Source organism: Cryobacterium zongtaii (assembly GCF_002909375.1).
Taxonomy (GTDB): domain Bacteria; phylum Actinomycetota; class Actinomycetes; order Actinomycetales; family Microbacteriaceae; genus Cryobacterium; species Cryobacterium zongtaii.
In genome coordinates this window covers 77346-92437 of record NZ_PPXD01000023.1, presented here as the reverse complement: position 1 = coordinate 92437, position 15092 = coordinate 77346, and the positions used below count along the sequence as shown (strand labels likewise).

The following is a 15092-nucleotide window of genomic DNA, read 5'->3' as shown; positions in this document are numbered from 1 at the left end:
GCCGGCACGACGTCCAACGGCCGGTACCTCTACGGAGCCGCCGGCGGCTTCCCGACCAACAGCTGGCAGGCGGAGAACTACTTCGTCGACGTGGTCTTCACACGATCCGGCTAGAGAATTCGGTTTCACCGAACCCGCGGTGAAGCCTCGCATGACAGGCCCGTCACCCGAGCGGTCCTGAACGCCCACAACACCCTGGGGGTATCAGTGAACACGAAACTTCGAATCGCCGTCGTCGGCGCCGGATACTGGGGGCCGAACCTCGCCCGCAACTTCCGAGCCAACCCGGAATGGGACCTGGTCGCGATCTGTGACCTCGACAGGGACCGCGCCCAACGGGTCGCCGACGGTGTCGGCGGCGCCCGCGTGGTGACATCGCTCAAGGACCTGCTGGAATCCGATGACATCGACGCCGTGGCTATTGCCACGCCGGCCGCCACCCACCACGGCATCGCCAGGGCCGCCCTGAGCGCAGGCAAGCACGTGATGGTGGAGAAACCTCTCGCCGACACCGGGGTCAAGGGCCGGGACATGGTTCGAGCGGCCGCCGACAGGGGACTGGTCCTCATGGCCGACCACACCTACTGCTACACGCCCGCCGTCCTGAAGATCCGGGAGCTTGTCGCGGAGGGAGCGCTCGGCGACATCCTGTTCATCGATTCGGTGCGCGTGAACCTCGGCCTGATCCAGCCCGACGTCGACGTTTTCTGGGACCTCGCCCCTCACGACCTGTCCATCATCGACTTCGTGCTTCCCGGCGGGCTGCGGCCGCTGTCGGTGTCGGCCCACGGCGCTGATCCGCTGGGGGCGGGTAAGGCGTGCGTGGGATACCTCGCGCTGCCGTTGGCGAACGGGGCGATGGCCCACGTGCACGTGAACTGGCTCAGCCCCACCAAGATTCGCCAGATGATCATCGGCGGCACCAAACGAACCCTGGTCTGGGACGACTTGAACCCGCAACAACGGGTCAGCGTCTACGACCGCGGCGTCGACCTGTCGCTGCAGGCCGTCGGCGGGGAGGCGCGTCGGGAGTCGACGATCTCCTATCGGTTGGGTGACACGTGGTCGCCCGCCCTCCCCGAACACGAGGCCCTCGGTGCGATGGCGACGGAGTTCGCCCGCAGCATCCGGGAGAAACGTCCCGCCAGGACCGACGGGGAGTCGGGGCTGCGGGTACTGGCGGTGCTGGAGGCGGCGACCAGGAGCCTGGCGGCGGCCGAACTCGCACCCGTTGCCGACATCCGTGCCAGTGCCGATGACCTGAGCCTGATCGGTGAGGCGTCATGAGCGCCCTGGTCGGAGCGACTGTCCTTGTCACCGGCGGCGCCGGCACCATCGGATCGGCCATCGTCGACCAGCTCCTTGATGCCGGTGCGTCGCACATCGACGTGCTCGACAACCTGGTCAGGGGCCGGCGCGACAACCTCGCCGGCGCCTTGGCGTCTGGCCGGGTGACTCTGGTGGAGGGCGACCTACGTGACCGTGACCTGGTCCATGACATCGTCGCGGGCAAGGACCTGGTCTTCCACGAGGCAGCACTCAGGATCACTCAGTGCGCCGAAGATCCGCGCCTGGCCCTCGAGGTGCTCGTCGACGGCACCTTCAACGTCTTCGAGGCGGCGGCCGACCGGGGCGTCGAGAAGCTCATCACCGCGTCCAGCGCTTCGGTGTACGGACTCGCGGAGCACTTCCCCACCTCGGAGCGCCACCACCACCACAACAACGACACCTTCTACGGTGCGGCGAAGTCGTTCAATGAGGGCATGCTGCGCAGCTTCAGAGCCATGCGCGGCCTCGACTTCGTGGCGCTGCGGTACTTCAACGTCTACGGTCCGAGGATGGACGTGCACGGCCTCTATACCGAAGTCCTGGTGCGGTGGATGGAGCGCATCATCGACGGGAAAGCACCGCTGATCTTCGGGGACGGCCGCCAAACCATGGACTTCGTGTTCACCGCCGACATCGCCAGGGCGAACCTGCTCGCTGCGACCAGTGACAGCCGTGACGGCGTGTACAACATCGCCAGCGGGGTGGAGACGAGCCTGCTCGAACTGGCTGAGCACCTCCTGCGAGCGATGGATTCGACGTTGCCGGTTGAGCACGGCCCCGACCGGGCGGTTAACGGAGTGGCGCGCCGACTTGCTGATGTCTCCGCAGCCCGGCGGGATCTCGGGTTCGAAGCCCGGGTCGGGCTCGATCAGGGGCTCCGGGAACTCGTGGCCTGGTGGGCACCCCTCCGCGAGGAAATCGCCGCCGGCCGAACGCTGGTGACCTCATGAGCCGCATCAATGTCATGAAGCCGTGGATCGGCGCCGACGAGATCCAGGCGGTCACCGAAGTGATCGAATCCGGTTGGGTCGCGCAAGGACCCCGGGTGGCCCGGTTCGAGGAGGAATTCGGGACGGCCATGGGCGCCGAGCACGCCGTGGCGACGTCGAACTGCACCACGGCCCTGCACCTGGCACTCGTCGTTGCGGGCGTCCAGGCCGGGGACGAGGTGATCGTCCCCTCCTTCTCGTTCATCGCGACCGCCAACGCGCCCACGTATGTCGGCGCCCGCCCGGTCTTCGCCGACGTGGACCTGGCGACGGGCAACCTCACCGCGGAGACCGTGTCCGCGGTCATCACCGATCGCACACGAGCGGTGATCGTGGTGGACCAGGGCGGGATCCCGGTTGACCTCGCCGCGATCCGTGCAGTGTGCGAACTGCGCGGGATCGTCGTCATCGAAGACGCTGCCTGCGGCGCCGGGTCCACCTACCGGGGGCGCCCGGTCGGTGCCGGGGCTGACATCGCCGCGTGGTCCTTCCACCCGCGCAAGCTCCTCACCACCGGAGAGGGCGGGATGCTGACCACGTCGACAACGGCGTGGGCGACCCGCGCCCGGCAGCTTCGGGAGCACTCGATGAGCCTCTCGGCCGCCAGCCGCCAGGCAAGTGTGCTTTCGCCGGCCGAGGAATACCGGGAGATCGGATTCAACTACCGGATGACCGACCTTCAGGCCGCGATCGGGATCGTGCAACTCGGACGCTTGCCGGAAGTCGTGCGCAAGCGACGGGAGCTGGCGGAGCGGTACAGCATCGCCCTGGCCGCAGTGCCGGGTCTGCGCGTGGTCAGCGACCCGGAGTGGGGAACCTCGAACTTCCAGTCCTACTGGGTCGAAGTGCTCCCGGATTTTCCCACGGATCGAGAGGGCCTCGTCGAGGCGCTGGCGCGTGCGGACATCTCGGCCCGCCGCGGCATCATGGCGGCACACCGCCAACCGGCCTACCGGGATTGGGTCGAGCACAACGTTCCGCTTCCGGTCACCGAACGCCTGAACGACAATACGCTGATCCTGCCGCTCTATCACGAGCTGGCGGATGCTGAACAGGACCGTGTGATCGATGCTGTGGTGCAGGTCTCGTCCACCCGTCGCAGGGGCGCCGCATGAGAGACGTCATCCTCCTCGCCGCCAGCGGCCTGGCGAGAGAGGTCGTCTCGGCGGAACAGCGTGAATTCCGCTGGGTGGCAATCCTCGACGACGATGAGGAGCTGCACGGCAGCCGCGTGGCTGGAATCGACGTGATCGGCGGATTGGAACTCGCTGCGAGGCACCGGACCGGGCTGCTGATCTGCGTCGGCTCCGGCGCCGGGCGACGCCGGGTGGCGGACCGGCTGGCCGCCCTGGAGGTGCAACCGGAGCGGTATGTCACCGTCATCGACGCCTCGGCACGTGTCCCCGCCTCCTGCACCGTCGGCCGGGGCAGTGTGCTGCTTGCGCACACCGTGCTCACTGCCGACGTCAGAGTCGGCCGTCATGTCGTGGTCATGCCGCAGGCAACCCTCACGCACGACGTGGTCGTCGGTGACTTTGCCACTCTCACCGCCGGAGTCTCCCTCGCCGGGGGAGTCACCGTGCACGAGGGTGCCTACCTCGGCATGAACGCCACCGTCCGGCAGGGCGTCGTCGTCGGAGCCGGCGCGATCGTCGGGATGGGCGCCGCTGTCATCGCCGACGTGCCGGCCGGAGAAACCTGGGCCGGTGTCCCCGCCCGGTCCGTCTATCAGAGGAGCGCAGTGTGAAGACCACCGAACGAGTCCCGATGCTCGACCTGGCCGGGCAGCATCAGCAGATCGCCGACGTGGTTCGGCAGGGCTTCGACCGGGTCATCGCGGCGAGTTCCTTCATCCAGGGCCCCGACGTCGCCCGGTTCGAAGGGGAATACGCGGCCTACTGCACCAGCCGGCACGTGATCGGTGTCGGTAACGGCACCGACGCGCTCGAGCTCGCACTGCGCGCCAGCGGCATCGGCGCAGGCGACGAGGTCATCGTTCCCGCCAACACCTTCGTTGCGAGCGCCGAAGCCGTTCTGCGCGCCGGTGCGCGGGTGGTCTTCGCCGACTGCGACGAGAATTTCCTCCTCGACCCCGTGAGTGTGGGCGAGCGGATGACCGCCCAGACCCGAGCGGTCATCGCCGTGCACCTTTACGGTCAAGCCGCGCCGGTCGACGAACTCCGTCTGCTGGTCGGCCCCGACGTCGTCCTGGTTGAAGACGCGGCGCAGGCCCAGGGGGCGCGGTCCCATGGTCGGCGCGCCGGGTCCCTGGGGGACGTGGCGGGCACCAGCTTCTACCCCGGTAAGAACCTCGGCGCCTACGGTGACGCAGGTGCCGTGATCACATCCTCCGACGCGATCGCCGCCGAGGTGCGTGCGCTCAGTAACCACGGCGGAGTGCGCAAGTACGAGCACCTCAGCGTGGGGACCAACTCCCGGCTCGACAGCCTGCAGGCCGTGGTGCTTTCCGCCAAGCTCGCCCTGCTCGACGGGTGGAACGTCGAACGCCGACGCCTTGCCGCCCGGTACACCGCCCTGCTCGACGGGGCTCCCGGCGTGGTCACCCCGCGAACCGCGCCAGGGAACGAGCACGTGTTCCACCAATTCGTGGTGCGGGTTCCGGAACGGAACCGGATGTATCAGGACATGAGCGACGCGGGTATCGGCGTGGGCATTCACTACCCGGTCCCGGTGCATCAGCTCCCCGCCTTCGCTGACGTGGCCAGGGGGCAGGGCACGTTCCCCGTCGCCGAACGCCTGAGCGGGGAGATCCTCTCGCTGCCGATCTACCCCGGCCTCACCGACGAGCAGCAGGATCGGGTGGTCGACACCCTGCAATCATGCCTGTGACCGACGCCTCACCCGGCTCGGTCCTCGGCGATCAGGTGCGTAGGGGGGCGCTCTGGTCGGCCGGCAGCACCCTGTTCCTGCGCTTCGCCAACATCGCGATCATGGCGATCGTCGCCCGCATCGTGGCCCCGGAGGCGTTCGGGGTGTTCGCCCTGGCCATGGTCGTGCAGGGGGTCGTCGTCAGCCTCGCCGAACTCGGCATCTCTTCGGCGCTGCTCCGCAACGACCTCGACCCCGACCGCATCGCGCCGACGATCGCCACGGTCTCGATCATCACGAGCCTCGTGCTGGGCACCACGATGGCCGTTTTTGCCGACCCTCTCGCCGCTGCCCTCGGCTCCCCGGATGCCGCAGGGCCGCTACGGGTGATGGCGCTCTCGGTGGCACTCATCGGGCCGTTCGTGGTGCCGGGGGCGCTGATCCAACGCGACTTCCGGCAGGATGTGATCTTTCGAGCGGCAGCGATCGCGTTCGTTCCGAGCAGCGCGGTCCTCTTATTGGTGGCACTCGCCGGTGATGGGGCGTTGGCCTTCGCCTGGTCGCGGGTCGCGGCGCAGCTGGTCACCGGGGTGATCCTCACCATGAAGGTGAAAAAACGCTACCGGCCGGGCTTTCGGCGGGACCAGATCGGAATGCTGATTCGCTTCGGACTGCCGCTCGCACTGGCCAACCTGCTCAGCCAGGCGTTGCTCAATGTGGATTACGTCTTCGTCGGCCGCACCCTGGGCGTTGAAGCCACCGGGCTCTACTCTCTGGCGTTCACCATCGCCGCCTGGTCCACCGCCGTGATCGGATCCGTTCTGAACGGCATCGTTCAACCCGCGTTCTCCCGAGTGCGTCACGAAGGCGGGGACCTTCGCGGCGCCCTGCTTCAGGCCTGCCGAACTGTCGCCCTGGTGGCCTGCGCGATCGGCGCACTCACCCTCGCCCTCGCGGAGCCGTTGCTCACGACCATCTATGGAACCCAGTGGACGGGAGCCGCACCGGCCCTCGTCGTCCTCGCCGTTTACGGGGTCATCTTCGTGTTGGGCCTCCTCCTGGCGAACATCATCATCTCCACCGGTCGCACCGGCGGTCTGCTCCTTGTGCAGGTCGCCGCTCTCGCGGTGCTCCTGCCCGCCATGGCGGTCGGTGTCCGATACGGCGGTCTGGTGGGCGTGGGACTTGCCCACATTCTGGTGAGCGCGGGAGTCATCCTCCCGTTGTATCTCCTGATGCTGCGACGAACGATCCCTCGACCGTTCGGTGTGATGGTGCGGGCGATTGCCTGGCCGGTGTGTGCCGGCACCGCGGCCGGAGGGACAGCGTGGGCCGTGGCGATGCTGGTGTCAGCGGCTCCGGCGAAGTTTTTGCTCGGAGGGTTGGCCGGCGGCATCCTCTACCTGGTGCTGACCGCACCGCTGCTTCTCCCGCTCGTGCCGCCGTCGCTTCGCCGTTCCCGAACCTTCGGCCGGGTTCTGGCCGGCCTCGCCTGGCCGACCAGCTGGCTGGCCCGGCGCATGACCGGGGGGCGCGCATGACGCTCAGGGTGCTCGTCTACCCGCACGACCTCGGGATCGGCGGGAGCCAGCTCAACGCGATTGAGATTGCGGCCGCGCTGCAGCGCCGTGGTCACCGGGTTATTGTCTTCGGCACCCCGGGTGCGCTTGTGCAGCGGATCGCCGATCTGGGTCTCGAATTCGTCGCGGCTCCACGACCGGGCCGGCGCCCGTCACCCCGGGTGGCCCGTGCGCTCGCCGACCTCGTGGTGGAACGGAAGATCGATGTGCTGCACGGTTACGAGTGGCCACCGGCGCTGGAGTGCGTCCTCGCCAGCCGGCTGCAGCCATCCGCCGTCGCGGTGTCCACCGTGATGTCGATGGCTGTCGCACCGTTCCTTCCGAAGAGCCTGCCACTCGCGGTCGGGACCGAGGCGATCGCCGCCGCCGAGCGTGCCTTCGGTCGCTCCTCGGTCAGCCTGCTGGAGCCGCCGGTCGACCTGACGGAGAATCATCCGGGTGCGGTGCCCGCCGGGGTCTTCGGAGCCGGCGACGACGGCCGGTTCACGGCTGGCATGGTGACCCGGTTCGCCCATCAGCTGAAGCTGGAGGGAATCCTCACGGCGATCGACACCGTCGGAGCCCTGGCCCGGCACACGGCCATTCGGCTCGTCATCGCCGGGGACGGGCCCGCCCGCGAGGAGGTGGCCGCCCGTGCCGCGCACGTCAACGCGGACTCGGGTGCCGGCACCGTGGTCCTGCTGGGCGAGGTGACCGATCCCCGGCCCGTCTACGAGTCAGCCGATGTGATGCTCGGCATGGGCGGGTCTGCGTTGAAGGCGCTCGCCTTCGCGAAACCGCTGGTGGTGCAGGGGGAGGGCGGATACTGGGAGCTTCTCACCCCGGATACCCTGCCGGAATTCCTCTGGGCCGGGTGGTACGGGGTGGGAGAATCGGCCCAAATGGGTCCGGCCCGGTTGGAGGGCATCCTCCGGCAACTGCTCGTGGACGCCGGTCTTCGAGCGGAAGTCGGCGCGTTCGGCCTGGCAACCGTGCACGGGCGGTTCTCGGTGGAGGCCGCAGCCGTGACCCAGCTGGCCATCTATCGCGCAGCACTCCAGCTGCGGGTCACGCGCGGGCAGCAGGTCCGGCACGATGCTGCGGCCCTGACCCGGTACGCCCGGTATTACGCGGGGAAACGTGTGCGTCGGTTGATCGGAATCGAGCAGACCGACGACTTCAACGCCCGTCCGGCGAGAGTCCGGCCCGGGAGCCTGCCGGTGACGACGGGAGCGGGCTCGTGACACTGCCGTACCTCGTCTACATCGCCGGCGCCGAATGGGATGCCGTTCCGGGAACCGACCGGCGTCTCACGGCGGCGCTGGCCCGACGCATCCCGGTGCTCTGGGTTGACCCTCCGGTTGCGGTGCAGAGGACATTGCGCCGGAACTACCGCTGGCCGTTGCCTCAGCTTGTCTCCGAGGGCCCGAACATCGTTCGGCTGCGCAGCGTCACCGTGCCGTTCGCGTCGAAGCGGGCAATGCTCTCCATCGCGGGTGCCCTGGGCGCCTGGGCAGTCCGCTGGGCGGTCAGGAAGCTCAACGCCGACGTGACCGCTGTCGTGGTGGCGACTCCCCGGGCACGGTTCCCGAGACGGGTGCGGGGTAGTCGGCTGCTCTACCTCACCGACGACTGGGTGGCCGGCGCTGCCCTGCTGGATCTGCCCCAGTCTGGTATTTCCCGGATCCTCCGAAGGAATGTGTCCCGGGCAGACGTCGTCGCCGCGGTCACCCCGGAGCTCGCCGCAACAGTCAGCGGTCTCGCCGTCGACCGCCCGGTCGAGGTCCTGCCCAACGGCTGCGAACCCGTTGTGTCTGACGGCCGGCGTCAACCGGACCGCGGGGACCCGGAAGCCGCTGCCGCCCTGGTCGGACAACTCAATGAGCGATTGGACTTCGACGTGCTCGAAGCGGTGCTGGCGACCGGGGTGCCGATCCTGGTCGTCGGACCGCGTACTGAGCGTGATCCCCAGATCACGGTCCGCCTCGACGCGTTTCTCGCCGCAGAGACGGTGACCTGGCTCGGGGAGGTTCCGTTTGCGGAACTACCCGGTCATCTCGTGGGGGCGGCGGTCGGCCTGACGCCGTATCGCATCACGTCATTCAACCGAGCCAGCTTTCCCCTGAAAACCCTGGAATACCTGGCCAACGGGTTGCCGGTGGTGTCGACCGATCTGCCGGCAGTCCAGTGGTTGAACACCGACCTGATCAACGTCGGGACTGATCCGCGGCACTTCGCTGAGCACGTGCAGCGAATCGTTTCCGATCCGGCACGCGGCGCGGAGGCTGAGACCGACCGCCGACGCCGGATCGAATTTGCGGCATCCCACAGCTGGGACGTCCGGGCGGGGCGGCTCCTGGACCTCGTCGTCCCCGCGGGCAGCTCAGGTGTCCCCGCGACGCCACGATCACGACCCGCAGCATCCGGCGCGCTCACCTGAGCACCCGGCAGTTCGGCCATCGCGAGGGAGCAGCACATGCCATCGGAACAGACCACCGTCATCACGGCGAGCCGCCGGCGGTGGGCGGTGATCGTCGCAGCGGGCGTCGTGGTCGTTGTGGCCGCACTGTCGCTGGTGGCCGGCGTCGCAGGACAGGCACGGGCAGAAGCCAACATCTTCGGTTCACCGACCCCCACTGTGGCCGCAGCGTCGGACGATGCGTCGGTGGAAGTGGGCGTCCGCTTCACCAGCACCCGGGATGGCTGGGTGACCGGTCTCCGGTTTTACAAGGGGACAGGCAACACCGGACCACACCTGGGAACTCTGTGGGACGGTGACGGGAACCCGCTGAGTCGGGTGGAATTCACCCGAGAATCCTCCAGCGGATGGCAGGAAGCCACCTTCGCCGAACCGGTGCCGGTTCACCGTGGCCACAGCTATGTCGCCTCCTACTTCGCGCCACGGGGTCACTACGCCTCGGATGCCGGCGCGCTCGCCGACCCGCATACCAACGGCGCGCTGTCGGTTCCGGCCGGCGGCGGCGTCTTCCGCTACGGGTCCGGAGGCTTCCCGACCGCGTCGTTCGAGGACACCAACTATTACGTCGACGTCAGGTTCCGCCCCGCCGCCCCGGGTGAAACGGTGCCGGAAGACCACCCGCGGGCCGCTAGTCCCTCGGCCCCGGCCGAATCGGCCTCCACCCCGACCCCGGCTGCGCCCGACCCGATCACGGTGCCCCCGAGCGACACCGGGACCACGCTGTCCCTTCCGCGGATTCCCTGGGAAGGCGGGCCGGCCTACTGGAAACAGTTCAGCAAGGCCGACGCGGCCGGTTGGGACGACCCGACGTTTTTCCCTATCGTCTCCTGGTTCGGCAACTTCAGCACCGATGACGAGGTCGTCTACGACAAGTCACTCGGCATCAACACGTACAGCGGCATGTGGGATGGCACGCCGTACCGGCTCTTTGCCGACAACGGTGTGTTCTGGATCGGCGGAAAGCTCAACGACGGCTTCACCGCCGACAGCGGCAATTGGGTGGGCCAGTTCCTTGACGATGAGGTCGACGGCCGATTCACCCCAGCAGACGGCCACAAGCACCTCCAGGGGTTGGTCGACGCCCTCCCCGACGACGGGCGCTTCCGCTACGCGAACTTCACCCAGATGGTGATCGCAAGTGACCTCCCGCAGGAGGCAGCGCGCCAGTACGTGAACGGATACACCGATGTGGTGTCGGTGGACATGTACTGGTACAGCATCCCCTTCTGCGACCAGACCCCGTATCGGGATGTGTATCTGACCCCGGTCGCGCAGGCGACCTGTCGCACCGCGTCGAGCTACGGCGCCACTATGAACTCCCTCCGCGCCCAGGACGCCGCAGACGGAAAACTGCAACCTCTCTGGCAATGGGTGGAGAACCTGAACGGCGGTCCGCCGGATGCTGCGCCGAAGTCCTACCTCACCCCGGGGCAGCTCACGGGGGCGGTGATGAACTCGATCATCAACGAAGCCCGAGGGATTGCCTATTTCAATCAGAGCCTCAGTGGAACGTGCCAAAGCAGCAACGTTTTCCGCCAATCTCAGGTCACCCCGGGCTTTTGTGGCAATGCTCAGGTCGCCGCAGTGAAGTCGGTGAACGCTCAAATTCACTCACTCGCCCCGGTGCTCAACACCCAGTCCTACGAGTACACCTTCGGTCCGAAGCTCGACACCATGCTCAAAACCCATGCAGGGTCGGCCTACATCTTCGCGATGGTCGACGGCTCTGCCGGCCCGGGGGAGCGCACTCTCACTCTGCCGCCCGGGGTCGAAGGCAAGAACGTCGAGGTGCTGGGAGAAGATCGCAGCCTGGCGGTCGACGGCAAGGGACGATTCACCGACGCCTTCGCCGAGGAATTCAGCTACCACATCTACCGGGTGCCCCTCACGGCAGGGGCGGGCAGCGAGTAGCGGGTGTCCGCGGGCTGAACCGCCGACTGCCCGGAGGAGTCCAGCTGTCCTATCGGGTGGCCATCGGCTGACCGGGCACGGGAGGCCCTGCAGCGAGCAGGTGCCGCGCACCCCCGGCCAGGCCGAGGACGAGGAAGAGCATCCCCGCAGACATCGAGAACGCGAAACCGTCGAAGAAGGCCATCAGCAGACTGCCCGCGACGAGTGCCGCGACGAGGGCCTGGGCCAGCTGCCGGTCCAGGCTGTCTGTGGCGGTGCGGCGGGCCTGCGCCGCACTGACGATGCCGGCGACGACCAGGATGAGGAAGGCGATGACGCCCAGGATTCCCAACTCGATCGCCAGGAGCAGGTACTGGTTGTCGAAGATGTGGTACTTCGCGATGAAGGTGCCGAATCCCTTGCCGACGACCGGGAACCGGCTCATGTAGTCGATGGCGATGTCGTAGCTGGTCGTTCGCGATGCGGTGCTCGGGTCCGACCCCAGTCCGGTGAACAGACCGCGGATCGTTCCGATCATCCCGGGGACGAGCACCGCGATCGCGACGGTCAGGGCGCCGCCCACCGTGACAATGAGCATCCGGACGTTGCGGGAGAGGGTCGGCAGCATGATGATCAGTCCCACGGCGAGGCCGATCAGGGTTGACCGGGAGACCGAGAGCAGTGACGCGACAGTGATCATGGCGACAGGCAGCCAGGGGAGCAGCCGATGCGCCGAGCGATTCTCGACGGCCAGGGCGAGGGCGATCGGAAAAGCCATGGCCAGGACGACTCCGTACTCAAGCGGATGGATCGCCGTTCCCGACGCGCGGATGAAGCCGGCTCGCTGGTCGAGTGCGTCCGAGGTGGGGCCCTCCCACATCGTGAACGGCACCAAGTGCCAGAACTCCAGGAGCAGGTTGCCCGTCAGGAACTGAAGGATGCCCAGGGTCGCCATCGCGCCGCCCGCCCACGCGAGCCTGCGCAGCAGGACCCGTAGTTCGCCGACGCTGGGGAGACCGTCGATGCCGACGAGCAGGATCCCGGCCCACGCCAGCAGTCGCAGGAGCCCGTTGTCAGCCGGGCTGACCTCGTCGGTGGGCAGCCCGCGAAGCATGGCGCAGGCGTAGCTGAAGCCCGCCACCGCGAGGAGGGCGAACAATGCCGCGGATACGCGTCGCGGGCCCGGTGGCAGAGGGGACTGACGCTGCAGCTGATGCCAGCACCACCAGAGTCCCGCGCCGAGGGCCCAGAGCGTCGCGGGCCGTCCCGCCGACCCCAGGGCCGTGATCGTGAGTCCGGACGGAACCGCGAACAGCAGAACCACGTACACGGTGAGAACAGTCAGTCCGTCGATCCCCCGACGGGGACCTCTCTCCGTCGCGGCGGCGCGGGTCGCCGCGGGCGCCGGCCTGCTCATTCGGCGTGCTCGGGAGCGCGTGCGTCTGCGCCGCGCTTGACGGGGATCGTGCTGTCGTCAAAGCCGTCCGGGACGCCGGCAAGCACCCGGCGGTCGCCGGAACGGGACAGGTCCGGGTCCCTCGGACCCTGGGGTGCGCCGAGGTCGTCGTCGGAGTCCTCGGTTGCCCGGCCGTCTTCGAGCTCAACGTCATCCGGCGTGCCGGCGGAATCGGCAACGGGCGGATCCAACCGGCGTCTCCTGTCCCTGGACAGCAGCAGCCCGTCCACCAACCCGGCCAGGAGCAGGGTGAGAGCGAAGCCGGCGGCAGCTGTTGCGGCGACGGCTTCCAGCCGGCTCTTCTGGATCACCGTACTGGTTTCGTCTGTGGTGAGAGGCATCGCGGTGATGCGCTCAACCTCCGGAACGTCGGCTTGGGTCTGCAGGGAGCTGAGGTTTGTCTGCACGCCGGAGAGGGCGCGGTCGAGCACCAGGGCAACCTCACTGTTGGTGCTGCCGGTGGCGGTGACGGAGAGGAGCGGACCGCTGCTGGTCGCGATGCGCTGGACGGTGGCGTCCGCGGCCGGATGCCCATCCAACAACGACTCACGCACGGTCTGCGACGCCATCGTGTTCACCAACACGTCACTGGCCTGGCCGAGGCCACCGAGGAACAGGTAGGGGTTCTCTCCTTCGGGAACGCTCGAGGCCGCGGGCATGAGGAGCAGGGTCGCATTGCGTTGGTAGGTGGGTTGCACCTCGGAATACACGACGCCGGCAGCGACGCCGGTGAGTACCAGACCGATCAGCACCACGTACCAGCGCCGTCCGAGGCCTCGCAGGAAGTTCTTCAATGTCATGTCACACGCTCCGTTTGCTGGGCGGTTGTGCCCGGTGAAGTAGTGGGCGGCAGGGTTTGGCCGGCCGGCCCGTCCTGGCGGCGGGGTCTGGGAGTCCGGCCGGCGAGCCGGTCGACGAGCGTTGCCGCGGTCGCGGCCACGCCGAGCCCGACGAGCCCGAGTACGAGCAGGGCCCTGGCCTGTGTTCTGCGGGATCCGCCGACGTGACTGACCGTGGCCTCGGCCGGGACCCGCTCCGTGCTGATGGCATCCCGGGGGTCCAGGGTGCTCTGCCGGTCGGCGGTGAGAACGTCGATCCGGTCGAGGAGGGTGTTGAGGGTCTCTCTGACCCTGTCGGGATCCTGACCGGCGACCCGTACCGACAACACTGGGTCGGGGAAGCTGTACTCCCACTGCCCGCCGGTGTTGGGTATGACGACCTGATACCCCTCGGACACTCCCGCGCCGAAGAGTGGGGCGTCCGGCGAGAGACGGTCGGGCAGCTTTCCGTCGTTGATCTCCTGCTCGATGGCCCCGACGAATTCCAACAGGGTGTCCCGCTGTCGGTCGTCGAAGACGCCGACGGCTGCGGCATCGGGAACCACGAAGACCACCTTCGATTGCGAGACGTAAGCGCCGCCGGCCTCATCGAGGGTGACGAACGTGACGCCCAGGACGGCGAAAACGGCCACGACGACATACCAGCGCCGCAGGAGAACTCGCAGCAGGCCGGCGGCGGTCATTCGCCCATCCCGATCGGAGAGGCGGCGGTGTTCGTCGCATGGGGAAGGGTCCTCCACCGGCGACGATCCAGCAGCACGGCCAGGGCGTAGCGATCGGCGGCCCGGTGGGCCCGGAGGGCCGCATGGAGCGTGACCGCAACGTGCACCAGCGCGGCGGCGGCGGGGGTGCCGTGCCGTTCGGCGTAGCGCACCCGGTTCACGGACATCAGCGCGGATTGCCCGGCGGACACACCTGAGCCGCCCTGGCGGTGAGCGACGGTCGCGGCCGGGTCGTACCACACCGTTGCGCCAGCGTTCCGGGCGCGGCGGAAGTAGTCGGTTTCCTCTGAGTAGAGAAAGTACCGCTCATCCCAATCACCGAGGCGCTCGGCGAGCGCCCGGTCGATCAGCAGGGCGGCTCCGGTGGCCCACTCCACGACATGCGCGCGCCGGTAGCTTTCCTGGTCGTAGACGGTCTCGGAGAGCCAGCCCGGCCTCCGCCGGGCCCGAGAGCCGAACAGTGCTTCGCCGAACGACCGCAGCACCGTCGGTTCGCGGCGGAGCGACGCCTGGAGGACGCCGAGGGAATCCACCAGGCGGGGAACTACGACGCCGGCGCCGGTTGATTCCAAGCAGTTGAGCATCTCGCGCACACTGTCCGGCCGAACCACCAGGTCCGGGTTGAGCACCAGAATGCTGCGTGCACGGCCGACAAGCCTCAACGCCACGTTGATTCCGCCGGCGTAGCCGCGATTGCCGCCGCTGGAGCGCACGGTGATGTCGGCGTGCTCGGCAAGCACACCGAGGGTGCCATCGGTCGAATCGTTGTCGACGACGACGACGCACATCCGAACAGACGGCGTGGCCTCTCTCAGACTGGCGAGGAGCGGCCCGACGTCTGCCTCGCTGTTGTAGGTGACGATGATGACCGCGACATCGGCCGGCTGGTCAGCGCTGACGAAGGTGTCGCGCCCAGGGGCGGGCGACGGCGACCGGTCGGGCGTCAACGCGGTCATGGCAGGAACGGGCAGGGTCGACGTGATGAGTACACGCGTTCACC

General features: G+C 68.2%; 13 protein-coding genes. 9 read left to right on the top strand and 4 right to left on the bottom strand.

The genetic code is table 11. From position 1 onward, the window contains the following. Positions 1 to 207 precede the first annotated feature (207 nt). Genes C3B61_RS14705 through C3B61_RS14665 form a run of 9 tightly spaced genes read left to right on the top strand, consistent with a single transcriptional unit; the run spans position 208 to position 11096 of the window. The gene (locus tag C3B61_RS14705; protein ID WP_103461349.1) at positions 208 to 1287 is read left to right on the top strand and encodes a Gfo/Idh/MocA family protein; all 1080 of its coding nucleotides are present in this window, start codon (positions 208 to 210) and stop codon (positions 1285 to 1287) included. After that, positions 1284 to 2279 carry an NAD-dependent epimerase/dehydratase family protein gene (locus C3B61_RS14700; protein WP_103461348.1) on the top strand — a complete coding sequence of 332 codons (996 nt, stop codon included), beginning with the start codon at positions 1284 to 1286 and terminating at the stop codon, positions 2277 to 2279. Before C3B61_RS14705 ends, C3B61_RS14700 begins: the two co-directional genes overlap by 4 nt. Then, a complete protein-coding gene (locus C3B61_RS14695) occupies positions 2276 to 3433 on the top strand; it encodes a DegT/DnrJ/EryC1/StrS family aminotransferase (protein WP_103461347.1) in 1158 nt (385 codons plus the stop codon). Before C3B61_RS14700 ends, C3B61_RS14695 begins: the two co-directional genes overlap by 4 nt. Continuing rightward, positions 3430 to 4065 (top strand): acetyltransferase, encoded by a 636-nt coding sequence (locus C3B61_RS14690; RefSeq protein WP_088457342.1) that lies wholly within the window; start codon positions 3430 to 3432, stop codon positions 4063 to 4065. The genes C3B61_RS14695 and C3B61_RS14690 overlap by 4 nt, the downstream gene beginning before the upstream one ends. 20 nt (positions 4066 to 4085) lie before the next feature. Beyond that, positions 4086 to 5168, top strand: coding sequence for a DegT/DnrJ/EryC1/StrS family aminotransferase (locus C3B61_RS14685; RefSeq protein WP_103461356.1), 1083 nt, complete (start codon positions 4086 to 4088; stop codon positions 5166 to 5168). After that, positions 5159 to 6688: a lipopolysaccharide biosynthesis protein gene (locus C3B61_RS14680; protein ID WP_103461346.1), complete on the top strand. Its 1530-nt coding sequence runs from the start codon at positions 5159 to 5161 to the stop codon at positions 6686 to 6688. The genes C3B61_RS14685 and C3B61_RS14680 overlap by 10 nt, the downstream gene beginning before the upstream one ends. Beyond that, on the top strand, positions 6685 to 7950 hold the full coding sequence (locus C3B61_RS14675) for a glycosyltransferase (RefSeq protein ID WP_103461345.1): 1266 nt from the start codon (positions 6685 to 6687) through the stop codon (positions 7948 to 7950). Before C3B61_RS14680 ends, C3B61_RS14675 begins: the two co-directional genes overlap by 4 nt. After that, positions 7947 to 9146 carry a glycosyltransferase gene (locus C3B61_RS14670; protein ID WP_103461344.1) on the top strand — a complete coding sequence of 400 codons (1200 nt, stop codon included), beginning with the start codon at positions 7947 to 7949 and terminating at the stop codon, positions 9144 to 9146. The genes C3B61_RS14675 and C3B61_RS14670 overlap by 4 nt, the downstream gene beginning before the upstream one ends. A 36-nt stretch (positions 9147 to 9182) precedes the next feature. Next, positions 9183 to 11096: a DUF4082 domain-containing protein gene (locus tag C3B61_RS14665; protein WP_103461343.1), complete on the top strand. Its 1914-nt coding sequence runs from the start codon at positions 9183 to 9185 to the stop codon at positions 11094 to 11096. A gap of 49 nt (positions 11097 to 11145) precedes the next feature. Here the strand turns inward: C3B61_RS14665 and C3B61_RS14660 are convergent, their stop codons facing one another. Genes C3B61_RS14660 through C3B61_RS14645 form a run of 4 tightly spaced genes read right to left on the bottom strand, consistent with a single transcriptional unit; the run spans position 11146 to position 15048 of the window. Continuing rightward, positions 11146 to 12492: an O-antigen ligase family protein gene (locus C3B61_RS14660; protein WP_133160309.1), complete on the bottom strand. Its 1347-nt coding sequence runs from the start codon at positions 12490 to 12492 to the stop codon at positions 11146 to 11148. After that, the gene (locus C3B61_RS14655; RefSeq protein ID WP_103461341.1) at positions 12489 to 13331 is read right to left on the bottom strand and encodes a YveK family protein; all 843 of its coding nucleotides are present in this window, start codon (positions 13329 to 13331) and stop codon (positions 12489 to 12491) included. The genes C3B61_RS14660 and C3B61_RS14655 overlap by 4 nt, the downstream gene beginning before the upstream one ends. Further along, the gene (locus C3B61_RS14650; protein ID WP_103461340.1) at positions 13328 to 14053 is read right to left on the bottom strand and encodes a hypothetical protein; all 726 of its coding nucleotides are present in this window, start codon (positions 14051 to 14053) and stop codon (positions 13328 to 13330) included. The genes C3B61_RS14655 and C3B61_RS14650 overlap by 4 nt, the downstream gene beginning before the upstream one ends. Next, positions 14050 to 15048, bottom strand: a complete 999-nt coding sequence (locus C3B61_RS14645) for a glycosyltransferase family 2 protein (RefSeq protein ID WP_103461339.1) — start codon at positions 15046 to 15048, stop codon at positions 14050 to 14052. Before C3B61_RS14645 ends, C3B61_RS14650 begins: the two co-directional genes overlap by 4 nt. Between the last annotated feature and the right edge of the window lie 44 nt (positions 15049 to 15092).